18 protein-coding genes, 5 tRNA genes, 1 rRNA gene and 1 pseudogene are annotated in these 23669 nt (G+C 39.2%); 6 read left to right on the top strand and 19 right to left on the bottom strand.

Annotation, left to right across the window (positions count from 1 at the left end; genetic code table 11):
• Nucleotides 1-2 precede the first annotated feature (2 nt).
• From BM102_RS12555 to BM102_RS12540, 3 genes are all read right to left on the bottom strand, one after another.
• Nucleotides 3-1064, bottom strand: coding sequence for an L-threonylcarbamoyladenylate synthase (locus BM102_RS12555; protein ID WP_044936716.1), 1062 nt, complete (start codon nucleotides 1062-1064; stop codon nucleotides 3-5).
• 86 nt (nucleotides 1065-1150) lie between these two features.
• Nucleotides 1151-2893 carry a glycosyl hydrolase family 18 protein gene (locus tag BM102_RS12550; protein WP_177194971.1) on the bottom strand — a complete coding sequence of 581 codons (1743 nt, stop codon included), beginning with the start codon at nucleotides 2891-2893 and terminating at the stop codon, nucleotides 1151-1153.
• Nucleotides 2894-3709: 816 nt separating this feature from the next.
• The gene (locus BM102_RS12540) at nucleotides 3710-3880 is read right to left on the bottom strand and encodes a DUF362 domain-containing protein (protein WP_090482436.1); all 171 of its coding nucleotides are present in this window, start codon (nucleotides 3878-3880) and stop codon (nucleotides 3710-3712) included.
• Nucleotides 3881-4210: 330 nt separating this feature from the next.
• Here BM102_RS12540 and BM102_RS12535 point away from each other — a divergent pair, with 330 nt between their 5' ends.
• Nucleotides 4211-4417 (top strand): DUF1858 domain-containing protein, encoded by a 207-nt coding sequence (locus BM102_RS12535; RefSeq protein ID WP_015550586.1) that lies wholly within the window; start codon nucleotides 4211-4213, stop codon nucleotides 4415-4417.
• Nucleotides 4418-4507: 90 nt separating this feature from the next.
• On the opposite strand, the pseudogene ltrA reads toward BM102_RS12535, so the two are convergent.
• Nucleotides 4508-5791 (bottom strand): annotated as a pseudogene (ltrA, locus tag BM102_RS12530) (group II intron reverse transcriptase/maturase).
• A gap of 524 nt (nucleotides 5792-6315) precedes the next feature.
• Nucleotides 6316-7062 (bottom strand): adaptor protein MecA, encoded by a 747-nt coding sequence (locus BM102_RS12525; protein ID WP_044936720.1) that lies wholly within the window; start codon nucleotides 7060-7062, stop codon nucleotides 6316-6318.
• 244 nt (nucleotides 7063-7306) lie between these two features.
• On the opposite strand from BM102_RS12525, the gene BM102_RS12520 reads away from it, so the two are divergent.
• Complete coding sequence (locus BM102_RS12520) at nucleotides 7307-8602, top strand: serine/threonine protein kinase (protein ID WP_177194970.1); 1296 nt, start codon at nucleotides 7307-7309, stop codon at nucleotides 8600-8602.
• Nucleotides 8580-9209, top strand: coding sequence for a hypothetical protein (locus tag BM102_RS12515; protein WP_090482429.1), 630 nt, complete (start codon nucleotides 8580-8582; stop codon nucleotides 9207-9209). Before BM102_RS12520 ends, BM102_RS12515 begins: the two co-directional genes overlap by 23 nt.
• Nucleotides 9210-9361: 152 nt before the next feature.
• Here the strand turns inward: BM102_RS12515 and dnaB are convergent, their stop codons facing one another.
• The 3 genes from dnaB to BM102_RS12500 are packed head-to-tail and all read right to left on the bottom strand — an operon-like array spanning nucleotide 9362 to nucleotide 13231.
• On the bottom strand, nucleotides 9362-10714 hold the full coding sequence (gene dnaB / locus BM102_RS12510) for a replicative DNA helicase (RefSeq protein WP_044936727.1): 1353 nt from the start codon (nucleotides 10712-10714) through the stop codon (nucleotides 9362-9364).
• 16 nt (nucleotides 10715-10730) lie between these two features.
• A complete protein-coding gene (rplI, locus tag BM102_RS12505) occupies nucleotides 10731-11177 on the bottom strand; it encodes a 50S ribosomal protein L9 (protein ID WP_090482427.1) in 447 nt (148 codons plus the stop codon).
• Complete coding sequence (locus BM102_RS12500; protein ID WP_090482424.1) at nucleotides 11174-13231, bottom strand: GGDEF domain-containing protein; 2058 nt, start codon at nucleotides 13229-13231, stop codon at nucleotides 11174-11176. Before BM102_RS12500 ends, rplI begins: the two co-directional genes overlap by 4 nt.
• Before the next feature lie 294 nt (nucleotides 13232-13525).
• On the opposite strand from BM102_RS12500, the gene BM102_RS12495 reads away from it, so the two are divergent.
• Complete coding sequence (locus BM102_RS12495; RefSeq protein WP_044936733.1) at nucleotides 13526-14632, top strand: ABC transporter ATP-binding protein; 1107 nt, start codon at nucleotides 13526-13528, stop codon at nucleotides 14630-14632.
• Nucleotides 14633-14677: 45 nt separating this feature from the next.
• Nucleotides 14678-15592 carry a PucR family transcriptional regulator gene (locus BM102_RS12490; RefSeq protein ID WP_090482420.1) on the top strand — a complete coding sequence of 305 codons (915 nt, stop codon included), beginning with the start codon at nucleotides 14678-14680 and terminating at the stop codon, nucleotides 15590-15592.
• Nucleotides 15593-15682: 90 nt separating this feature from the next.
• Here BM102_RS12490 and BM102_RS12485 read toward each other — a convergent pair whose 3' ends face one another.
• From BM102_RS12485 to BM102_RS12470, 4 genes are all read right to left on the bottom strand, one after another.
• Nucleotides 15683-16621, bottom strand: a complete 939-nt coding sequence (locus BM102_RS12485; RefSeq protein ID WP_090482417.1) for a transketolase family protein — start codon at nucleotides 16619-16621, stop codon at nucleotides 15683-15685.
• Nucleotides 16621-17448, bottom strand: coding sequence for a transketolase (locus BM102_RS12480; RefSeq protein WP_033152596.1), 828 nt, complete (start codon nucleotides 17446-17448; stop codon nucleotides 16621-16623). The genes BM102_RS12485 and BM102_RS12480 overlap by 1 nt, the downstream gene beginning before the upstream one ends.
• A 36-nt stretch (nucleotides 17449-17484) precedes the next feature.
• Entirely contained in the window at nucleotides 17485-18912 is a 1428-nt protein-coding gene (locus BM102_RS12475; protein WP_090482414.1) for an ATP-binding protein, read from the bottom strand.
• A 249-nt stretch (nucleotides 18913-19161) separates the two neighbouring features.
• Nucleotides 19162-20595 (bottom strand): radical SAM/SPASM domain-containing protein, encoded by a 1434-nt coding sequence (locus tag BM102_RS12470; protein ID WP_074792115.1) that lies wholly within the window; start codon nucleotides 20593-20595, stop codon nucleotides 19162-19164.
• Nucleotides 20596-20872: 277 nt separating this feature from the next.
• Between BM102_RS12470 and BM102_RS12465 the strand changes: the two genes are divergently transcribed.
• Nucleotides 20873-21871 carry a zinc dependent phospholipase C family protein gene (locus tag BM102_RS12465; RefSeq protein ID WP_090482411.1) on the top strand — a complete coding sequence of 333 codons (999 nt, stop codon included), beginning with the start codon at nucleotides 20873-20875 and terminating at the stop codon, nucleotides 21869-21871.
• Here the strand turns inward: BM102_RS12465 and BM102_RS12460 are convergent.
• The 7 genes from BM102_RS12460 to BM102_RS12430 form a co-directional block, all read right to left on the bottom strand.
• Nucleotides 21868-22800: a D-2-hydroxyacid dehydrogenase gene (locus BM102_RS12460; protein ID WP_090482408.1), complete on the bottom strand. Its 933-nt coding sequence runs from the start codon at nucleotides 22798-22800 to the stop codon at nucleotides 21868-21870. The genes BM102_RS12465 and BM102_RS12460 overlap by 4 nt on opposite strands.
• Nucleotides 22801-22864: 64 nt before the next feature.
• Nucleotides 22865-22937: transfer RNA gene (locus BM102_RS12455), tRNA-Phe, on the bottom strand.
• 6 nt (nucleotides 22938-22943) lie between these two features.
• Nucleotides 22944-23017 (bottom strand) — tRNA-Met (locus BM102_RS12450).
• 13 nt (nucleotides 23018-23030) lie between these two features.
• Nucleotides 23031-23112, bottom strand: a tRNA-Tyr gene (locus BM102_RS12445).
• Nucleotides 23113-23133: 21 nt separating this feature from the next.
• Nucleotides 23134-23206, bottom strand: a tRNA-Val gene (locus BM102_RS12440).
• 12 nt (nucleotides 23207-23218) lie between these two features.
• Nucleotides 23219-23292: transfer RNA gene (locus BM102_RS12435), tRNA-Asp, on the bottom strand.
• A gap of 61 nt (nucleotides 23293-23353) precedes the next feature.
• Nucleotides 23354-23669, bottom strand: a 23S ribosomal RNA gene (locus tag BM102_RS12430); the annotation flags it as partial.

The following is a 23669-nucleotide window of genomic DNA, read 5'->3' as shown; positions in this document are numbered from 1 at the left end:
GCCTAAACGTCAAGTGTCTTCTGACCAGCTGCTTTCAACAATCGATTCATGATTGCCTGCCCCATATTTGGAGTAGCGAAGCTTTCAGAATATATCAAATCTACACCAAGTTCGTCAAACTTTCGTAGAATGTCGTAAAGATTGTGAGCTATGCTGCCCTCGTCAGATCTGTCCCCTATTACAAGAATCTGACCATCGCTATATCTATCCGCAGTTTCTGATGTAGCGATAATACCAACCTTTGAACCAGCCTCAATTGCTGCTTTTGTAAGCTCATTGATTTTGGCTACGACTTTATCCTCATCACCGGAAATGATAGTCAAATCACCCTTAGGTGCATAATGCTTATATCTCATTCCTGGTGCTTTTGGCTTTGCTCCACTGGTGGTGCCTTTGTCGTTGTAGACAATGCCTGGGTCGATTCTGACCTCTCCAACCACCTCTTTCAGCATTTCCATATTGATGTATCCTGGCCTAAGGATTGTAACAACATCCTCTGTCAAATCTACGATGGTAGACTCCAATCCGATATCTACAGCACCTCCATCCAAGATGGCGTCTATCTTTCCTGATAAATCCTCGTATACGTGACTAGCCTTTGTAGGGCTTGGTCGGCCTGATGTGTTGGCGCTAGGTGCCGCAATCATACATCCACTTTCCTCAATAAGTGCTAAGGCGATTGGATTGTTTGGCATTCTTACTGCCACCGTATCAAGACCACCTGTTGTCTCGTATGGGATAACCTCGTTTTTGTTGACCACCATTGTAAGTGGTCCTGGCCAAAATGCATCTGCCAGCTTTTTAGCGTTCTCTGGCAAATCCTTTGAAATTTCTTGTAACTGTGAGAACCTTGCAATATGTACAATTAAAGGGTTGTCCGATGGACGACCCTTTGCTGCGTATATCTTACGCGAGGCCTCCTTATCTTTGGCGTCACCGCCTAATCCGTAAACTGTCTCTGTCGGAAAGGCTACAAGCCCTCCCTTTCTAAGTATCTCAGAAGCCTCACTGATATATTCCATATTGATTGGCTCTGCAGAAACATCCATAATCCTAGTAATCATACTCAAAATTATATCACTTTTCCATTAGAACTCAATCTTTTTGAACTGTTACAAAGCCCATAAAACCATGATTTTTTTGTGTTCTCTTATAGGTACTTTGCAATAATATTCCATACTCCTGTACTATCAAAGCCCTTCTTCCAGAAGGCTCCTCCAGCCAGATTGTATTTATCCATTACCTTTAACTTTTCTTCGATGGAAGTTTCATCCTCCACCCAAATCTTGTAAGTTGTGCTTCCATCAGCATATTCTGCGTAGTACTGACCATACTCATCTGACCATGCTGCAGACACACCGTTTGTCTTAAGATATGACTGAATTGCATCCATTCCGTAAGCTGTGCTATCAACAGAACCATCCTCTGCCACTTCCCAAACTCTACAATAGAATGGCATACCAAGGATTACCTGTTCAGCTGGTACATCGTTAAGTGTGTCAGCCACACCCTGATCTACCCAATTAATTGATGCAACAGAACCTGCTTCCTCGCTTCCGCCATAATGCTCATCGTAACCCATGATGATTACGTAATCAGCATACTTAGCCTGCTCTGCTCGATTATAAATCTCAGATGAAGCAGTAGGTACATAATTGTCTACTGAAAGAATGATATCGTTCTTTTCACATTTAATAGAAAGCTCCTTGATGAACTGAATATATCCATCTGCTGCATCTCCTGAGAGCTGCTCGATATCAATATTGATTCCATCAAGACCGTATGTTATAGCCTGCGCAATAAGATTATTAACTAATGCGTCTCTTGATGATGTAGTGTTTAAAACTGTTGTTGTATCAACATCTGCATCCTCAAGATTGCTAACAAGGCCCCATACCTGCACATTATTTGCATGACATGTACTTACATATGAAGAGCTTGCGATTGAAGCAATTCCGCCTTTGTTATCATTCAAATAAAACCAGGTTGGTGACATAACATCAACACCTGTTGAGCTTGCAAGAACTGTGGCAATATCTCCATTCGCTGACTGGTTTGTAACCTGATGCCAAAGCAATGAAATATCCTGTCCTGCTGAAATATGATTGTATGTACGCTCAGGCAACTCTGCTTCAACTGTCTCAGTACTCTTAAATGTTATGGCACTATTTTTGATGTAACCCATAACACCATTTTCTGAAACAACAAAGCTCCACTTACCTGTATCACGAACAACGTAGATAGCTTCGCCCTTTGTGACATCCTCAAGGACTGGGCTCTTTGGACCATTAAGCTTTCTAATCTGAGTCTTACGCTTTGCTGTATACAAATCTGTAGATGAACCTACAGTCTGGACAACAACTCTATCAGGCTCTGAATAATAATTAATCTTGAAATCTGTAAGAAGCTTAAGATAATCCTCCGCAATATAGACTGTATCATCCTGCGCCAATACTACTGGCAAGCCAAGACTATTATTGCTCTTATCTATTGAATAATCTGCACTACCAACTGTTGCAGTATAAACCTCAGAATCAGTAGCATATCTCAGAGTAATCTCTGATGAATCGTAAACATATCCATCATCCAGATAATCCTTTACAAATCCAAGCTCCAAATAAACATTGCCATCATTTACTATGGCATAACCATGCTCCTCAAGCTCAGAACTGATATATTCTCCATCCAAAACGACCGCTGCTTCGTTTTCATGGAATACCTGGAAGTAATCCGCCAAATCCATATGCTCTTTTGTAGGCGTATACTTCTTAATCGCATATATGCCAACTATCAGCACCGCAAGAGCTATAATTCCTGCCGCAATGTAAATATAACCCCTCGGAATCCTAAATCTTTTCTTTCTCTTTCGTCTATGTCTATACGTATTGCTCATAAGCATCTCCCTCGTATCTATATTCCCTCAAAGTATAACAAACCATCCCGCCAAATTCCACCTTTATGTGGCCCCGCTCCCCGCACTGCACCCCGGCCCAGGCCCCTCCCTCGAGGTTTTCATGGAATTGTCCCCCTGTAGTGTGGGCTATATGTTTATTTACGCAGACAGCGCAAGGATTATAGTTTTTCTTAGCATCACAAGGGAGCATTAAGTGCGTGTCCTTTAATTGGTTTTGCACTTCGAAGCCACTGTAGGTAGAGGGCAGACACTTGAAGTCTACCTATTACTCTCCACACAAGGCTTAGGATAATTGCGCTCATACTCCGTTTGCCAAGAAAATTTAGAAAGGGGATTTTGGATGATTAGGCGCCGCCCTTTAACTCAGTCCGTTTCGTTGTCGGGCTCTCGGCGCCGTCCATGGCGCCTCACGCCTATCATCTCAAAATTCCCCTTTCTAATTTTCTAGGCTCACTACAAATGCCGCGGCAATTATTCCTAAGCTTGCTGTGGAGATCAATACTTATAAATAGTGTGTGTCTGCCCACTCTAACAACAGCGGCGTTAGAAGTGCAAAGAATTTAAAGAACACGCACCATAAAAAATGCGACACGTGATGCTTAGAAAAACATAATCCGCAGACGATGCAAGTAAATAAACATATAGCCCACACTACAAGGGGGACAATTCCATATATATTTTGTTGGGAGGGGCCTGGGCCGGGGTCCTTACTCACAACGGGGGTGCCGGGGAGCAGGCACAAAAAAAGAGCACCGCGATTGCGATGCTCTTTAACCGGTTTTCTTGATTAAGCTATTAGCCCTGAGAGATTGCTCCTGTTGGGCAAACACCTGCACATGTACCACACTCAACGCAAGCGTCAGCGTCGATGTTGAACTGTGAATCTCCCTGTGAGATAGCTCCTACTGGGCACTCAGGCTCGCATGTACCACATGATACGCATGAATCAGAAATAACGTATGCCATAGTTAAAATCCTCCTTAAATATCTTAATTGATAAAAATTAATCAATTTCGTTTGATGTCTCATATATTACACCTAAATTGTGTCTAAATCAAGGACAAAATTGTTTTTTTATGAATCCCTTTAAAATCAGGGCTCACCGCGGTTATATTATTCTAACTCCTGTTGATTCAGGCTAACAGTTGTTTTAATTGTGTACACAAATTAGTTTCGCGCCAACTTCAAATTGAGCACAATGTAATTGTATATAATTCACAACATTGGAATAATGGTTTGCGAAAAGAAAAAAAGCATGTTATTATCAATTGAAATGTTAAGAAAGGAGAAGTCAAAATGGCAAGAGTTTCTAAAGCAACTATGATCGGCGAGCTTCTTCAGATTGATGCTGATGTAGCTCCTATCTTACTTAATATCGGCATGCACTGCCTCGGATGCCCATCTTCACAGATGGAGACTATCGAGGAGGCAGCAATGGTACACGGTATCGATGCTGATGATCTCGTTGAAGAGATTAATACATTCCTTGATTCAAAGGCTTAAAACGCAAATCGAGTAGGAGGGAGATTTAATTAATCTCCCGACCTCTCACACCACCGTGCGTACGGTTCCGTACACGGCGGTTCAATCAACTTAACAAGTAACACACCTTACGGTGTAGTAATCTAACATTGAGACTAATCCAAATGAGGTTAGTCTCTTTGTACTTATAGCCTTTTGCACCCATCCATTATGAGCGAGTCTTGCATATCTGTCTCCACAATAGGCGATTTTATACGCTGCCCATCTTGGTACGTCTAGCTTCATCAAATTCTTAGCTCTATTCTGCGGAGTTTTCCAATGCTTCCAAATACACATACGAAGTCTAAACCTGATGTTTCTATCAAGTTCTTTACAAAGTGTTTTCATACTTCCTATCCTGAAGTAGTTTATCCAACCTCGAATAAGCTGATTGAGTTTCTTAACTTTGTAGCTGTTGCTAACGCCCCAACTACGTCATGTAAGTTCTTTCATTCTTTTCTTAAACTTCGCTACTGATTTCGCATGTGGTTTTGCCTTAAACTGATGTGCTCTTGAGTCAAAGTAGAATCCAAATCCAAGGTATTTAAGTCCTTGCGGCTTGTCCACTTTACTCTTGGTCATATTGACCTTGAGACCTAGTTTCTCTTCAATGAATCGCGAGATATTTCTCATGACTCTATTAGCAGACATTTCACTACCAACCATGATGATACAATCATCTGCGTATCTTACAAAGTTAAGCCCACGCTTTTCCATCTCCTTATCAAGTTCATTCAACATGATATTCGCCAATAATGGCGAGAGATTTCCTCCTTGTGGTGTTCCCACAATAGAGTCCTCGTACTCATCATCAATCATGATTCCACTGACCAGGTATTTCCTAACGATAGAAATAACATCTCCGTCTTTTATGGTTCTACCTATGATAGTCATAAGTTTATCGTGATTAACTGTGTCAAAGAACTTCTCCAAGTCAATGTCTACAATCCAGTCATAACCATCATTCATCATATCGAGCGCTGTTAGGATTGCTTGCTGTGCACATCTATTAGGTCTGAATCCATAACTGTGGTCATGGAATTGTTCCTCATAGATTGGTGTTAAAACCTGTGCTATGGCTTGTTGTATGAATCTGTCTGTTACTGTTGGTACTCCTAGGTTTCTGATACCACCATCAGGCTTTGGTATCTCCACTCTTCGTACTGGCTGAGGTTTATACTTTCTTGTCCTCAACTGGTCCTTGATGATATCGCCGTTCTTTTCAAGGTGGTCTTTGAGTTCTGTGTACTTCATTCCGTCCACTCCCTCTGCTCCTTTGTTTCGTACGACTTGCAGATATGCTCTGTTGAGATTATCGCTAGATAGTATCTGCTCCATTAGACTACTTGTGTCCATGCGTTCTTTCCTTTCCGCCTCGCTTGATTTGACCACCCTTTTCCCGATTGATTACGGCAGATGTTGTCATTTCTGCAACACGAGACATACTCAAACTTATTGATTGTTCACCCCTTCGCTCCATCTCCATTACAGAGATTTCTTCACTACTATGGGCTCGGCTGACTTCTCACAGTTCGTTGTTACTAGGCTAATGGAACCTCTGTGAGACCTCCACGCTTAAGGTGCACGCTCTTTCTCTCCATATATCCGCCACATTTACTCTGCTACTACAAATGTGATAGTTATTAGACTTTGTTGCTTAATGCCAACTTGTCTCTCGTAGCCTAGCCTTATATGTGATTTCTGTCCGTCGGACCAGAGATTTGCTTGCAGCTTCCTTCAGATTCCACCTCACGATGGACACCCTTGCTGTTCAGCTATACACTTCCCACTATCTGGGCGTGTTCGGGACTTGCACCCGTTAGAGCGCGCCCATGGCGCGCAAACATTAAAAAAGAGCTTCGCATAGCGAAGCTCTTTTTTTATATCATTGCTAATTTCTGTACCGCATCACCGTTGACAAGTACTTCATAGTGCTCAGCCATGTATTGGTCTGTACCAACTACATAATTCTGCTGATCACTGTATTCTGATAAGATGTTGCATACTTTATTGTATGTTTCAGCTGTATCATCTGATTTACTAACTACTAAATAGTATTTGTTATCAAATGGACTCTTATAGAGAGAATTCTTTCCCTTGTAAAAGCTACCAAGTATTCCAGAAAGTCGGATTACATCATCCATGTTGTCGAAAACAAACATCTTTGTGATGTCCACTGGCAAACCATTTTTTGCTGCCTTTTCTGGTGAAGCTGTTATAGCTTCCTGTGCCTTTTCAATAAGACTGTTGAATATGTTAAGTATGTCGTCTGCTGCTGCCTCATTAAATGGCTTTGCTGGTGCATCGATGATTTCGTCATCATCATCGTAGTCATCGTCATCCTCTGAAAATCTTGAGAAACGAGTGTCAAGCTCGTCAGGATTTTCTACCTTTGTCACAAGAAGGACAATGGATTCTGATGAAAGTGGTATAGCTTCTATCATAAGTGGAATATCTTCCGCTTCAAAACCGTACTGGTAGGAAGCCTGTTCCATAAGTTCTCTAAATAATTCTCTGGCCTTTGCAGAACCATAAGCTAATTCTGAGAGCTTAATGTGTCGGCTTATTAAATCTTCTCTAGACAGAGTGCATCTGATCTGGTTTTCGTTGATTCTTTCAATCTTCATAAAAATCACCTCCCGATCGATATAAGATGCGCTACTATTAGCATTTTTCTTATATGGATTATATATATATTATATCGGAAAGTAAAGCAAAGATACCATATAAAAGGTGATAAAAGTATTAAATTTTTATAAAGTGATTTGTTATAAAACAAAAACTTTTTTCAAATTTGTGCTTGCATTATAATTTGTTCTGTGTTATAAACTTGTCTGCGAGATGCCTTTCCGAAAGGAAGGAGCTGATAGATTGATACCAAAAGGTATTGAAGACAAGTACGAAGTCATTCGTATACTGCAAGAAACAGCAGCTACCGCAGTATTACTTGTCAATTATAAGTCGATAGGAGCATTAAGAATTCTTAAAGCCATTCACAAGGCGAGTCCTAATGCACACAGCATCCTATCCGAAGCACATCTTTTACAAGGGATTAAATCATCCCGAATACCCACCATTTTTAGTGTAGAAGATACAAATGATATGTACTACCTAGTTGAGGAATTTATTGAAGGAATTTCCCTCAGGGAGTATCTGTTACAAACTAAGTTATCTAAAGAAGAGCTATATAGATTGGCCATTGAAGTATGCCATATCTTTGAAGCGTTGCATTCTGCAGAGCCGGAGCCTGTGCTTTACAGGGATTTAAAGCCAGAGCATCTTATTTTGCAGGGTGATAAACTACGCCTTATTGACTTTGGTATTGCTATAAAAAAGTCTCAGTCGGCTACGGCTATGCCCTTAGGCACAAAAAATTGGGCCGCACCTGAACAGTTAAAAGGCCAAAAGCTTGATGAGCGTTGTGATATATACAGCGTTGGAAAGATAATTGAGTTTTTGCAGATTAATAGTTATGCAAAAGATGATTTCAGGTTGAAAAAACTAGTAGATAAAGCCACTGCTGCAAATCCAACTGATAGGCACAATTCTATCATTGAATTAAAGTCACAGTTGCTAAAACTACAGGGAGTTAGAGCTAATGAAAATACGGAATCAGGCATTCTCGTTAGGAAAATAGCCGTGATTGGAGCCGATTGTGGAGTCGGAACCACTCATATCGCTATTAATCTATGTCGCTTTCTTAATAGCAAACATATAGAAACATACTACAAAGATTTTGAAAAAGACACTGTTCATCATCTTTGGGAACATTTCAAAGACAGCCACGTTAGGTCAGGTGTTTTATACCACAAAAACTTTAGAGGTATTCTAAATTATGGGGATGCCATAGAAAGTTACACACCTCCAAAAGGTCTTTATGTCCTGGACTGTGGTACTAATGACAAATACATTTCAGATGCTCAAATTATATTTTATATAGTAAGTGCATCTCCTTGGAAAACTATAAATTATCCATATTGGATCAAGGATAAAACTGTTTATGTTATTTCTAATTTTTCTAACAAACTTTTTTCCTTGAAACTTGCAAAGGATTTACATAAAAAGGTTTTCATGTATCCATCAAATAAGTGGTCTTTGAATTTATCTAAGGATGAAGATAGATTTTTTTCTATGGTTCTGAAGAATGAAAAGGATTTTACTGTTTAAACACTGGCTTAATAAGTCAACAAAAAATAAATTCGAAAAAAATAAAAAGATATCTGTTACAGCGGTTTCTCATAAGCTTGGTGTCACTCACTTGTGCCTTTGTTTAGCAAATTTTTTAAGCTCTGGGCTTAAAAAGCCGGTTCTTTATATTGAAATTTCTGATGATAGCCAACTATTGGGATTTGTTGGAGAACATCAAATGAAATATAAAGACATCACTTGCTACAAATATATGGATGTTGTTTACGCTTTGGGATGTAACACATCTGTTGCCAGCTATCTCATTAACGAATGGGATGGATATGTGATTGTGGATTTTGACAAGCTTACTCCAGAAAACGCTTCTATTTACAACCAGTGTGATAAGCAATTTTTGATAGGATCTCTTATGCCTTGGTGTAAACGTGATGTTTACAGATTTATAAATAATATGGAAGGAGTAGTAGATATGAAAAATATTGGGTTTTTAACCAAATCAAATGAAGTTAATGATAAAGCGTTATTTAATATAAAGAAATATGATTCTATTCAAGGCCTCCCTATCATAAACAATCCTTTTCGTTTGAAAGAATCAGACTTTGAGGCATTGTTTCAATTAATAGAGTAGCTGCGGGGAATGAGTTATATGAGTATTACTCTGATAAAGGACTCCAGTATCGTCAAATTGAAGTCCATACTGAAAAAGACAAATAAAAACGAATTAAAAATTGAAAATATATTAGAGTACAAAAATAGAGGGCGAAATATCGCCCTCTTATTTTATTCATCATGGTTTGCATACTGGCTTCTGTCGCGGTTTGCGAATCTTGTGTATTCTGGGAGCCATGTAAGCTCGATAGTTCCGATAGGACCGTTACGTTGTTTAGCTACGATGATTTCTGAAACATTTTTTAATTCTGTATCATGGTTATAGTAATCATCACGGTAAATGAACATAACCACGTCGGCATCCTGCTCGATGGCTCCGGATTCACGCAAATCCGACATCATAGGTCTGTGGTCAGGACGCTGCTCAACCGCACGGGAAAGCTGTGATAGTGCTATAACAGGTACGTTTAGCTCACGGGCAAGTCCCTTTAGTGAACGTGAAATATCTGAAATTTCCTGCTGTCTACTTTCTGATTTACCATTACCAGACATCAACTGTAAGTAGTCGATGATAATAATAGACAAGCCAAATTCCATTTTGAACTTTCTACATTTGCTTCGAAGCTCACCAATTGAAATACCTGGTGTATCATCAATAATAAGCTTTGAGTTACCGATTTTACCAGCACCTTCGATGAGGTTTTCCCAATCTGCCTCCTGAAGATTACCTGTTCTAAGCTTTTGCGCATCTACTCTTGACTCCAGAGCAAAAAGACGGTTAACCAATTGCTCCTTTGACATTTCCAGTGAGAATATTGCTGCACAAAGATGCTCGTGAATAGTGATGTGCTGTGCCAGGTTAAGAACGAAGGCTGTTTTACCCATTGAAGGACGGGCCGCAATAAGGATAAGATCCGAAGGCTGAAGTCCAGCAGTCTGTCTATCCAAATCGATAAATCCTGTTGGGATACCTGTAACTACACCCTTCTGCTTTGAAGCCTGTTCAATCTTTGCGATTGCATTCATAACAACCTGACGGATTGGAACATAGTCTGTGTTTCCTCTGTTCTGAACCAATGAGAAAATATCTCTTTCAGTCTGGTTCAAAATAGTATCAACATCATCAGTGCCTTCAAAGCACATGTTCTCGATTTTCTGATTTACTTTAATTACATTTCTAAGTACTGCCTTATCTTTTACGATATTAGCGTAGCTTTTAGCATTGACTGTGGTTGGTACTCCAAGTACAAGCTCCTGGATGAATTCCAACGAAGCAAATTCCGGTGGAACCCCCTTTTCTTTAAGCTTATTTTGAAGAGTAACCTCATCAACAGGCTCGCCAGCATTAAAAAGTTCTACGATTGCTTCGAAAAGCATTCCGTACTGCTGATGATAAAAATCGTCTTTGATGAGGATTTCTGAACACTCAACAATTACATCTCTATCAACAATCATTGAACCGATTACTGACTGCTCCGCCTCCAAAGAGTTGGGCATTTGTCTGCGAATTACATCTTCCATTATGTATTCTTTCCTTTATTTATTGTTCTGAAACATGTACACGAAGTGTTGCTGTTACCTTTGGATGAAGCTTTACCTTTACCTCGTATGTTCCAAGGGATCTGATTGGATCATCAAGAACAATTTTCTTTTTGTCGATTTCTTTGCCGTACTGCTTCTTTGCAGCCTCAGCGATTTCTTTTGTTGAAACAGATCCGAAGGTTCTTCCGCCCTCACCTGTTTTAATCTTTGTTTCTACTTTCCACTCTGCAATTTCTTTTTCAAATGCAAGTGCTGCTTCATAGTTTTCCTGAGCGACTTTTTCATCGTGTTTATTCTGAAGCTTAAGGTCATTGAGTGCTGCGTTTGTTGCCTCTACTCCAAGCTTTTTCTTGAAGAGCATATTTCTTGCGTAGCCTTCGCTAACCTCTACAACCTCGCCTTTTTTACCAAGTGACTTTACGTCTGAAAGAAGTATTACTTTCATAGCCTAATTTCTCCTTCTTCTAGCATTTTATCTATTGTTGCTTCAAGGTCCTCACGAACCTCATCAAGTGTACGATTTTGAATCTGGGCTCCTGCAATATTTACATGTCCACCACCACCCAGGCGGGCCATAATACTCTGAACATCGATTTCATCGATTGAACGAGAACTGATGAAAATCTTGTCCATATATTTTGTCAAAACAAATGACGCTTTAATACCTACGATATTAAGAAGCTCATTAGCTGCCTGAGCGCCAACTACTGTTGGGCTTTCAAGATTTCCATCTGGCTCACATTCTGCGATGGCAAATGCATCTCTGTATACTGCTGCATTTCTAACGATTTCTGCGCGGGCCTTGTATGTCTCCATATTTTCACGAAGCATCTTTCTAACTCTAGTAACCTCTGCTCCATTTCTACGGAGGAAGGCAGCTGCCTCAAATGTACGAACACCAGTCTTTGTCATAAAGTTGTTTGTATCAATCAAGATACCTGCATAAATACAATCAGCCTCAGTTGGGTTGATATTGATTTTCTCTGCGAAATACTGAAGCACCTCGGCAATCATCTCACTTGCAGATGATGCATAAGGCTCGATGTAAGAGAGAATTGGATTTTCAATAATCTCCTCCACCTGTCTGTGGTGATCAATTACAACGATGTTTTTATTTTTATATAGAAGTCCTGGACATTCCACATAGCTTGGTCTGTTGGTATCAACAACCATAATAAGGGTGTTTTCATTGCAAAGATTGAGTGCCTGCTCACTTGTGATGAACATGTCGTCTGGGTACTCGCCCTTTTCTGTAAAGCTCTCAACAACTGGGCGCATAGAGCTTGTGATTGTATCAATAACGATATTTACAGGCTTTCCAATTTCTCGACCTGCGCAGAACACACCAACTGATGCTCCTAAGCAGTCTGCATCAGAAAGATTGTGTCCCATAACAATAATTCTTTCTCTTGTTTCCATGAGCTCGCGAAGGGCCTGTGCCTTAACTCTGGCCTTAACACGAGTTGAACGCTCCACTTCCTTACCATGAGTACCATAATAAGAAACGTCCTGTCCATTCTTAACAACTACCTGGCATCCGCCACGAGCAAGTGCAAGATCGATAGCAACATGTGCATACTGTGCCTTTTGATTGTAGTTGTCGCTTCCAAGTCCGATACCAATACTTACTGTGATATCTTTATCATTTCCCATCTTTATTCCAGTAATATCTTCCACGATAGAGAATTTATCATCCTCGAAATTCTTGAGATATTTGTGCTGGAACATGATGAGGTATTTATCTTTTTCAAGACGGCTAACTATTGCATCAGCTTCGCCAAAGTATTTATTAATCTTTCTATCAAGGAGTGCTAAAAGCATTGAGCGCTTTGCATTCTCTACCTGATCAAATACTTCATCGTAATTATCTACATAAAGAAGGGCCATTACCATGCCCTGGTCGTTAATCTTTGCTTTTGTAGCTTGAATATCTGTCTCATCAAACAAGATGATAGCTACTAATCCATCAGTAACTTCATCCATATTAGCAACAAGATTGCTGCCCTGAAGAGGCTCGGTCATATCAAGTCGCTGAAGGCATGCTAAATACTTTCTCTCATTATATTCAATATGAATATCGAAGTTGTCATCCTTAGCATGGTCGATTCCTTCACGTGTGATTTCTGAGAAGATGCTTGTGATTGATTTATTGTAAGTTTTGTTTTTATCAACAAGCTGACAAAACTCCTCATTCATCCACATGATTCTTCCAGTAGAATCTAGCAATACATATGGCAATCTAAAGTTCTTTAAAAGCTCCTTTTGGACTGTTCCATAATGAACTGCGTATTCAATTATTGTGTTTTTAAAGGATTTAAGATTGGCCTTGTAATATGCAAAGCAGGCTACACCATAAACTAGAACAAAGATAAGTGTTATGCCGGCTGCCTTTGGATTTACAAAGCTTAGAATGATACAACCTATTAAAAAAATAATAAGCATGTACAGAGGGAATCTCAGATATCTTTTCAGACGATTCCTATACTTTAATGCTTCCATAATATTCTCCCGATTAGTCAATTCTCTACTATCATCAGATAGTTACCTCAATTCTACCTTTGGCATGTATTATATCATATCACATCCAGTTTTATATAATTTATTATCCAAGTATGGAATATGTGCTCAATTCATATAGGACCATTTTGTATATATTTCACAGCCCGTTGTTAAAATAACGAAACGTTTTTGTATTTTTTGGTTATTCTAACATTGTTCACAGTTTCACCATTTTTTATAATTTTAGATAGTTCAGGGGGGAACCCTAATTTTTCAAAGAGAGGATATTTTATTATGGCAGACATTTCATTAAAAAACATTAATAAGGTTTATCCAAATGGCTTCCAGGCTGTTAAGGATTTCAACCTTGAGATTAAGGATCAGGAATTCATCATTTTCGTAGGACCTTCTGGTTGTGGTAAGTCTACAACTCTTCGTATGATCGCAGGTCTTGAGGAAATTTCTTCAGGTGAGCTTCTCATCGACGGAAAGCTTATGAACGACGTAGAGCCTAAGGACAGAGATATCGCAATGGTATTCCAAAACTACGCTCTTTATCCACATATGACAGTTTACGATAACATGGCATTTGGTCTTAAGCTTCGTAAGGTACCAAAGGACGAAATCGATAAGAAGGTACGTGAGGCTGCTAAGATCCTTGACCTTGAGAAGCTTCTTGACAGAAAGCCAAAGGCTCTTTCAGGTGGTCAGAGACAGCGTGTTGCTATGGGTCGTGCAATCGTTCGTAACCCTAAGGTATTCCTTATGGATGAGCCTCTTTCAAACCTTGATGCAAAGCTTCGTGTTCAGATGAGAACAGAGATTTCTAAGCTTCATGATTCACTCGGAGCTACAATGATTTACGTTACACATGATCAGACAGAGGCTATGACACTTGGTACAAGAATCGTAGTTATGAAGGACGGTGTTGTTCAGCAGATCGATACACCTGCAAACCTTTATCAGAAGCCATGCAACCTGTTCGTTGCTGGATTCATTGGTTCACCACAGATGAACTTCCTCAATGGTACACTTAACGCTGATTGCACAGCTATCCAGGTTAACGGTGCTACAATCCAGATTCCACCAGCAAAGACAAAGGCTCTTTCAGAGAAGAACTACGGTGGTAAGGAAGTAATCCTTGGTATCCGTCCAGAGGATATTCATGATTCTCAGATTTACGTTGATACACAGTCTTCTTCAGTTATCGAAGCTAAGATTTCTGTATACGAGCTTCTTGGTGCAGAGGTTTACTTATACTTCGATTATGCTGGAACTCAGGTTACAGCAAGAGTTGACCCTCGTACAACAGCTAGAGGTGGCGACACAGTTAAGTTTGCTCTTGATATGGAGAAGGCTCACTTCTTCGATAAGGACACAGAGCTTACAATTGCTAACTAATCAATTGATTAGTCCAATTTAATGATTTAAAATGGAGGTATCTTTTTGAAAGGTACCTCTTTTTTTATGAATTTCGATGATAAAAAGGAAAAATTACTAGAACAATTATCAAAGGCTACAGGCATTAATTTTCAAATCACTGATTCAGAATTATCAGATGAGGAAACCGTTAATAAATTAAAAGAAATGGTTGTCCGCTTTAATGTGCTGGACTCGAAGAGCTCTTTTTATAGGGCCTATTTAACCAGAGAGCTTTCCTACTCTGATGCAGCCGCTTACATTCATCGCTTTCATATTGATGAAAATGCCATCCGTATGCTTTTCTATTTGGAAAGTCAGGTTGATTATCCAAAGGAAGCCGTATCGTTGTTGAAGAGTTTATTGCCTGATTCCCAGGATGCTTTGGTTCAAATAGATTCAAAGCACATTGCGATAATCGTCCACTTCGATACTGTTCCATCTGACGAGGATATCCTTCAGTACTGCAATGAGTTCTTAGATATGTTAGAGTCAGAAGCATTTTTGAGTTTTAAGGTTTCTTACGATTTGCCTATAAGCAAATTCACTGAGTTACCTAATTCTTATAAAGATATTGTTTTGGCTATGCATATTGGAAATATATTTAGAAGCTCCGACCATGTATATTCATACAGCACCATGGGTCTGGGACGTTTGCTTTACAATATTCCAGAGGATGAAGTTGAAACATATCTAAACAACCATATAAATATCGACATTTTAGCGCAGCTTGACGTGGAAACTTTGAACCTTTTAGAGGCATTTTTCGATAATGATTTGTCGCTTGCCGAGACTTCCCGCAAAATGTTCATTCATCGTAATACCTTGATATATCGTCTGGATAAATTCGCCGATCTAACAGGATATGACGTGAGAAAATTTTCGGATGCAATTACGGTGAAGCTATCATTGATGCTTTACAATTACATTCGCAGTAGATAAATAAGAATTATCATTTAAGTTAATACAGAACATAAAAATAGCCAATTAGCAGGCATGTAGCCGTAACTAATTGGCTTTAGTTATACTTGATTATACAAATGCTTTAATCTGCTTGTAGATTCCCTCGGCGTCGAGCTCATACTTAGCAAGAAGCTTTACAGCTGGGCCTGACTCACCGAATGTATCCTTTACGCCGATGCGAAGCATCTTTGTAGGGCACTTCTCTGAAAGAACTTCTGCAACAGCTCCACCAAGACCACCGATAATTGAATGCTCTTCTACTGTTACAACCTTGCCAGTCTTAGATGCGCTCTTTACGATAAGATCAGCATCGATAGGCTTGATTGTGTGGATATTGATAACCTCAGCATCAATTCCGTCTTCAGCAAGCTTCTTTGCAGCTTCAAGTGATTCATTAACCTCAAGACCTGTAGCAATGATTGTAAGATCCTTGCCCTCTTTAAGAACAACACCCTTACCAATTTCAAACTTATAATCTGGTCTGTCGTTGATTACAGGTACTGCAAGACGTCCAAAACGAAGGTAAACTGGACCATCCATCTTGTAAGCAGCCTCTACAGCAGCCTTTGCTTCAACATCATCAGAAGGATTGATGATAGTCATGCCTGGGATTGTACGCATAAGAGCGATATCCTCGTTACACTGATGTGAAGCACCGTCCTCACCTACTGAAATACCAGCATGAGTTGCACCAATCTTTACATTGAGGTGTGGGTAACCAACTGAGTTACGTACCTGCTCGAAAGCACGTCCTGCTGCAAACATTGCAAATGATGAGCAGAATGGAACCTTTCCTGTGCTAGCAAGACCTGCTGCAATACCAACCATGTTTGACTCTGCAATACCACAGTCAATATGGCGCTCAGGAAATGCCTTCTTAAAAATACCTGTCTTTGTAGCCTCTGCAAGGTCAGCATCAAGAACTACTAAATTGTCATATTTCTCACCTAAAGCAACGAGAGCGTTACCGTAGCTCTCACGAGTTGCGATTTTCTTAACATCTGCCATTACTCTTCACCTGCTTTCTTTAATTCTTCCATAGCGATAGCATACTCCTCGTCGTTAGGAGCTTTTCCGTGCCATCCTACCTGGTTCTCCATAAATGAAACACCCTTGCCCTTTACTGTTTTCATAATGATTGCAGTAGGCTGTCCTTTTGTTTCTCTTGCTTCTTTGAAAGCAGCGCGAAGCTGATCAAAATCATTTCCATCTGCAACTTCTACTACATGGAAGTTGAATGCTCTGAATTTGTCTGGGATTGGATATGGGCTGTTTACGTCCTCGATACGTCCATCAATCTGAAGACCGTTGTTGTCTACGATTACGCAAAGGTTATCAAGCTTCTTTGCAGCTGCGAACATAGCAGCTTCCCATACCTGACCTTCCTGGATTTCACCATCTCCAAGAAGTGTATAAACTCTATAAGATTCATTAGAGAGTTTTGCTGAAAGAGCCATACCTGTTGCTACAGAAATTCCCTGGCCAAGTGAACCTGATGATGCATCAATACCTGGTGTATGCTGCACACATGGATGTCCCTGTAAGTGACTTCCAATGCTACGAAGGCCCTTTAAATCCTCAACTGGGAAGAAGCCTCTCTGCGCAAGTGTGGCATAAAGACCTGGTGCAGTGTGTCCCTTTGAAAGCACGAATCTATCTCTGTCTGCCTTCTTTGGATTCTTTGGATCGATATTCATCTCCTCAAAGTAGAGATATGTAAATACCTCTGTTGCTGAAAGAGATCCGCCTGGATGTCCAGCTTTTGCAGCGTGAACACCTTCAATGATTCCCTTGCGGACTTCAATAGCAGTTTTTACTAGCTCTTGATTTGTCATTTTTCTCCTCCTAAAATCATTGGGTAAAACCTATAATTATCTCATTTCATCCAACGTAATCAACATAATGTTTTTGATTGCTGATGAAATGGTGATAGCATTTTCATGGAAGCCTGCATTAGAAAATACTAGATAAAATGCATCTCCCTGTCTGTGAAGCTGCTTTGTTTTTTCAATTAATGACTTTAATTGAGCAACTTCTATTGGCTCATGGATATAATAGCACTGGGCAAAAATCGTAGCTGACTTGCCATCACATTTTCCAAGTGATACCAAATCAAACCCATCTGTGGTTCCTGCTTCATCGTCATTAACCCACCAGTTTCCAATCTCTTCGATAGTAAATGGAAGAAGGTTATTATCGCTTCTATCTCGTAAGTATTCAGCACATATTTTGATGAATACTTCCTTCATATAGTCATCAATGTCTGCTTTGATTGTGTCCCAAAGCTCATCAACCTGACCTGAAATATATAAATTGTAGTTTGCCACAATGTGCTTGTACCAGAATAATGTGCTGGTATTAACTATCGAATAACGAGTTTTCTTTCTATTTGTAATCTCAGTGATTGCTGTATCCTTTGTACAAACGCCAATCGACATTAGCGAGTTCAAGTAAGGAACCACAACATCCTTTGGCTTTTCAACCTCTACTGAAATCTGATTAACTCTATTTAATCCCTTGGCAAGTGTCGCAAGCATATAGTTGTAATATGATAGCTCACGAAGCTCAGTAGCCATAACCTGCTCCGGATTCAAACCAAGATTGCAATTCTTATCCAAAAACAGCTTGTACGCCACTTCTTTTATTTTATCTTCACCATGTATTGGACTGATGCCGTACATATCGTAACCATCTATTCCAAGTAGTGCTGCTGTGCGTACCAGGTTGTATGGAATACCGCCTGTAATGCCATATAAAAATGCAGCTTCCTTCGGACTAGCATCTGCAAAAAACTCGCAAGAGTCATAAAATCCTAATGGCTGAACTACCAAATCAAGTGTTATATCGTTTTTCCATAGGGCCTTTTTACCCTTTATGTATTTATCAACAAGCATAAACGCATCGGAACATAGAATGAGCTTAACTGGTAATTTCTTCCATTCTCCGACGATATATTCATGAAGTTTTTTATCAAAATCTGGATCTGACTTAACAATATGAGGGTATTGGTCAATGATGATAAGCTGCTTAGATTTTGCAGCCCTCTTAGAAATTTCTTGGCAAAATGCCTCCCCATCAAGAACAGTTGACGAGCCTATAGTTTTGCTAATCTGCTCAAACTGATGCTTAGCAGTAGTCTCGTAAGCCTCGAAAAAAATGGCTTCTTTATCCTTTGCAAACTCTCTTAATAGAGCTGTCTTTCCAACCCCCAATTGGCCAGAAACAACTGCAACGGATGCTTCTTCTCCCTCATAAAATCCATTTAGTTTTTCAATTTCTGATTTGCGTCCTTTAAACATAACACCTCTCCTTTACACACTAACTAGCGTGCAAATCCATGGTATCACGTTTCAACTATGGATGCAATATTCTGAAAATATTAAGATTTAATTTTTATTATTCTAAACTATTTTAGAATAATCTTTAATAACCTTTCTTTACTTTAGCATTATCTCTTATTTTTATCAACTATGCATTCTCTTTTTTTACCTTATAATGGCTAAAAAAAGACCTGACAGCTGATCTCTGTCAGGTCTAAAGCATCTTTATTAATTTACTTTATATGCATATCCCTTTTCTTCTGCATTTGCATAATTAATATATCCTTTTTGTCTGTATGGATGCTCTTCCCAAAGCTTATCTGCTGTTGGCTTCCAGTTTGCTGCATATTCTGCGCACTTTTCACATAAATGCTCAACAGGCTCTTCTTGCTCAACATCTGTAGAATGAGCACCTGAACGCTTAACCATCTCTTGAAGAAGTTCTGGATTTTCCAACATAGGACAAGGTCTAAGCATATTGTCATTAAATGGCTGTCCTTTTCTGTACTCCATGAATAATGGCTGCTGGAGACACTCAATAAGAGATTTTTCACGAATATTTGCACCAGAATAATGTATAAATACGCATGGCTCTACATCGCCCTTTGGATTAATATGGCAATAGTTTCTTCCTCCGGCAATGCATCCACCAACAAACTCTCCATCGTTCTGGAAGTCCATAACATAAATTTCTTTACCACCTTCACGGCCACGAACTTCACGAAGTCTATGATAAATGTACTCTCTTTGTTCTGGAGAAGGCATTAATTCTGGAGAAGCCTTCATTCCAACTGGCATAAGATGGAAATACCAAGCAAATCTTGATCCATGTTCAATCAATAAATCAAAGAATTCATCAGAAGTTACTGAATCCATATTCTTTGATGTATAGCAAACTGAATTACCGAAAATTAATCCATTTTCATGGAGTAAATCCATGGCATGAATTACCTTTGCGAATACACCTTCACCACGGCGGAAATCATTTGCATCTTCAAAGCCCTCAAGAGAAATTGAAAGTGATAAATTTCCTACTCTCTTCATTTCATCACAAAATGCCTGATCTACAAGTGTTCCATTTGTGTAGCTATGGAATGCACAATCATTATGCTTCTCGCAAAGCTTTATAATATCAGCCTTTCTAACAAGTGGTTCGCCACCAGTTAACATATAGAAGTAAATTCCAAGTTCCTTACCTTGGGTGACAATGCTGTCCAATTCTTCAAATGTTAAATTAAGTTTATGACCATACTCAGCTGCCCAACATCCTGTGCAACGAAGATTGCAGGCACTTGTTGGATCCATGAGAATCAGCCATGGTATATTACAACCAAATTTTTCTCTATTCTCCCTAATCATCTTGGTACCTTTAAATGCAGCCTGGTATCCAAGATTTAATGCTGTCATTTTTGCAACATGTGGATCTGTTTCAGTTAATAATCGTGTAACATAGTTCATCCACTTAGAGTCTTCTTGATTAATGAGATCTCTAGCTCCTGCAAAAGCAGCTGTACGGAATCCTTTACTACTTCCACCCATCATTTTCTCTGTCATATCAACAATCTTTAATAGGCTTTTCTGTGGATTCTTTTTTACATTCTTCAGAACTTCATCTATAGCCGCACTAAATGCAGCTCTTTCAACATTATCTTTTACTCCCATTTTAGTTCCTCCGTTTCATTTAACCTAACTTTAGTATAGATTCCACAAATTTTTATGCTATATACAAAGTTTTTTCTTTGTTTTTTGATTTATACAATTTTTTTCATATGTATAGGTTTGCTATATAATCTTATTTCACAGTATTTTAGCAATATGTACCACTATATATGGTATTATGGATTTATACCAAGTTATTGCATTTATTGTTCCTTTATCATAAAGGTATTCTAGCTTGGTAAATTCGGGGTAAATTTTTATTTTTGTATTGGGAGAATATATGCCAGGTTTTATTACTCATTTAACTTTCGGAGAACAATGTATATCATTCATCGAATCTGACGATACTAAGAATCTGATTGAAAAACATCAGACATGTTTTGGATTGGGCCTTCAAGGGCCTGATATCTTTTTCTATCATATCCCTGCATATGTCTTTTATAAGAAGAATATTGGAAATGTAATGCATAGAGAACGGGTTATGCTTTTTTTTGATTACCTTTTTGATGCAAGAAATAGCTTTGATGATGCTCACGATAGACGTATTTGTGATGCTTATATAATGGGATTTATGGGTCATTATTCCTTGGATGTGATTTGCCATCCTTATGTCTATTTTAAAAGTGATCATTTTAATAATCTGAAGAAAAGTGGCATATATGATTTCGGAAGACATGTTTCTCTAGAAACTGATATAGATCATTTGGTTCTAAATCATTTTAAGCATGTACTCCCTAGTCAATTTGATTATGCTAGAACTGTATCACCTTCAGACAACGAGAAACGAGTTATTACAGAATTGCTTTTTATAAGCATAAACCGAGCTTTCCCAGAATATCACGTACGATATGGAACTATAAAAAATGCTATAAAATCATTTATAAAACTGAATCGATTAATGAATGATCCATCAGGAAAAAAGAAAAAACGCATTCAAAGAATAGAGCACCTATTCTTTAAATGCGATGTTATTTCGTCTATGATTCCTAGTGATACTATTATTAAGTACAACGACCCTTGCAATTCTTTCAATGCCAACTGGCACAATCCTTGGAATCCTTCAATTAATAGAAACGAAAGTATTTTTGAATTATTCAATGAAGCTATGCCTGACTTCATAGAACGAATTAACCTTTATATGAAATCCTGCGGTAATACTTCATTCTTTGATTCAGATATCGATACTGTCACTGAAACAAATATGTATCTTCATTATAGAAACAAATTATTAGTAAGTCTCAGTGACAATAGTTATCTATCAGGTTTACCTCTTGATTAATTAAAGTAATCCTTTACCTGATTGTAAATAATCTTCATCAAGCGCTGTCTTGCTTCTACAGCTGCCCACGCAATATGTGGTGTAATGATAAGCTTGTTGCTGTCTTTTATATTGCGTAGTGGATTTTCTGGAGACATAGGCTCAACATCAAGTACGTCTAAGCCAGCTCCAGCTATTTGTCCACTCTCAAGTGCGTCCGCAAGGTCTTTTTCCACAACGATTGGACCTCTACCAACATTTATGAGAATGGCACTATTTTTCATCTTTTCAAATGCATTCTTATCCATTAAGTGTAAGGTGTTTTCATCAAGTGGTGCGTGGATAGAGATAACATCTGATGTGGATAACAAAGTGTCAAAATCGACTTCTTTGTAGATATCGCTGTGATTCTTTCCACTAGTAGAATAGTAAACTACATTCGCACCAAGGCAAGTTGCTATTTCTGCCACTCTTTTTCCAATAGCACCTAATCCAATAACGCCCCATGTCTTATTAGCTATTTCGTTAAAATGCATCTCAAAATGTGTAAATAACTTATCATTTACGTACTTTTCGCTTTTTACATAATCATCGTAATAACGTAGATGCTCATATAAATTAAGTAATAAAGCTAATGTATGCTGAGCAACCGCTTCAGTTGAGTATCCAGCCACATTTCTCCAGGCTATATTTCTCTTGTCTAAGTAATCCTTATCAAGATTATTAGTTCCCGTAGCTGTAACACATACAAGCTTAAGATTATTAGCCTTGCCAATTGTATTTTCATTGATTGGTACTTTATTTATGATAACCACATCGGCATCCACGGTTCTTTCAGCTGCCTCTTCTGGGGTAGAATAATCATATATAACAACATCCCCAAATTCATTAAAACAACTTAAATCTATATCTTCACCTATAGATTTTCTGTCTAAAAATACTATTTTCATATTGCCTCCTATAAATACAAAAAAACCTTCAAGCATTATATCTTGAAGGTTTATAAAAAACAAGTGCCCAGAGTCGGAATCGAACCAACGACACGAGGATTTTCAGTCCTCTGCTCTACCAACTGAGCTATCTGGGCACGTAGTTGCGGGAGATGGATTTGAACCACCGACCTCCGGGTTATGAGCCCGGCGAGCTTCCAGACTGCTCCATCCCGCGATATTAAAAAAGATGGGCGGTGGTGGATTCGAACCACCGAAGCAATTTGCAGCAGATTTACAGTCTGTCCCCTTTGGCCACTCGGGAAACCGCCCATAGTAAAATATTTAATTAAGTGGGACCTACAGGGCTCGAACCTGTGACCCCCTGCTTGTAAGGCAGATGCTCTCCCAGCTGAGCTAAGATCCCACATTATTAAAACGACCCCAGAGGGACTTGAACCCTCGACCTCCGCCGTGACAGGGCGGCGCTCTAACCAACTGAGCCATGAGGCCATTTAAGGTTATAACAACCTCAAAACTTCACACAGTATTCCGATACTACATATCTTCTTTTTAGAATAAACCTTCGATCTATTAGTATTCATCAGCTGAATGCGTTACCGCACTTACACCTTGAACCTATCTACCTTATCGTCTATAAGGGATCTTATTTCCTTAAAGGAATGGGATATCTCATCTTGAGGGGGGCTTCACGCTTAGATGCCTTCAGCGTTTATCCCGTCCAGACTTGGCTACTCAGCTATGCCGTTGGTCGACAGCTGATACACCAGTGGTCCGTCCACCCCGGTCCTCTCGTACTAGGGGCAGCTCCTCTCAAATATCCTACGCCCGCGCCGGATAGGGACCGAACTGTCTCACGACGTTCTGAA

The organism is Pseudobutyrivibrio sp. JW11, assembly GCF_900115355.1.
Lineage (GTDB): Bacteria > Bacillota > Clostridia > Lachnospirales > Lachnospiraceae > Pseudobutyrivibrio > Pseudobutyrivibrio ruminis.
This window is presented reverse-complemented; position numbering and strand designations above follow the sequence as displayed.

Excerpts from the sequence above, each read along its gene's own strand:
- BM102_RS12555 (WP_044936716.1), bottom strand. The coding sequence starts at position 1,064 with ATGATTACTAGGATTATGGATGTTTCTGCAGAGCCAATCAATATGGAA.
- BM102_RS12550 (WP_177194971.1), bottom strand. The coding sequence starts at position 2,893 with ATGAGCAATACGTATAGACATAGACGAAAGAGAAAGAAAAGATTTAGG.
- BM102_RS12540 (WP_090482436.1), bottom strand. The coding sequence starts at position 3,880 with ATGGCATACGTTATTTCTGATTCATGCGTATCATGTGGTACATGCGAG.
- BM102_RS12535 (WP_015550586.1), top strand. The coding sequence starts at position 4,211 with ATGGCAAGAGTTTCTAAAGCAACTATGATCGGCGAGCTTCTTCAGATT.
- BM102_RS12525 (WP_044936720.1), bottom strand. The coding sequence starts at position 7,062 with ATGAAGATTGAAAGAATCAACGAAAACCAGATCAGATGCACTCTGTCT.
- BM102_RS12515 (WP_090482429.1), top strand. The coding sequence starts at position 8,580 with ATGAAAAGGATTTTACTGTTTAAACACTGGCTTAATAAGTCAACAAAA.
- rplI (WP_090482427.1), bottom strand. The coding sequence starts at position 11,177 with ATGAAAGTAATACTTCTTTCAGACGTAAAGTCACTTGGTAAAAAAGGC.
- BM102_RS12500 (WP_090482424.1), bottom strand. The coding sequence starts at position 13,231 with ATGGAAGCATTAAAGTATAGGAATCGTCTGAAAAGATATCTGAGATTC.
- BM102_RS12495 (WP_044936733.1), top strand. The coding sequence starts at position 13,526 with ATGGCAGACATTTCATTAAAAAACATTAATAAGGTTTATCCAAATGGC.
- BM102_RS12485 (WP_090482417.1), bottom strand. The coding sequence starts at position 16,621 with ATGGCAGATGTTAAGAAAATCGCAACTCGTGAGAGCTACGGTAACGCT.
- BM102_RS12480 (WP_033152596.1), bottom strand. The coding sequence starts at position 17,448 with ATGACAAATCAAGAGCTAGTAAAAACTGCTATTGAAGTCCGCAAGGGA.
- BM102_RS12475 (WP_090482414.1), bottom strand. The coding sequence starts at position 18,912 with ATGTTTAAAGGACGCAAATCAGAAATTGAAAAACTAAATGGATTTTAT.
- BM102_RS12470 (WP_074792115.1), bottom strand. The coding sequence starts at position 20,595 with ATGGGAGTAAAAGATAATGTTGAAAGAGCTGCATTTAGTGCGGCTATA.
- BM102_RS12465 (WP_090482411.1), top strand. The coding sequence starts at position 20,873 with ATGCCAGGTTTTATTACTCATTTAACTTTCGGAGAACAATGTATATCA.
- BM102_RS12460 (WP_090482408.1), bottom strand. The coding sequence starts at position 22,800 with ATGAAAATAGTATTTTTAGACAGAAAATCTATAGGTGAAGATATAGAT.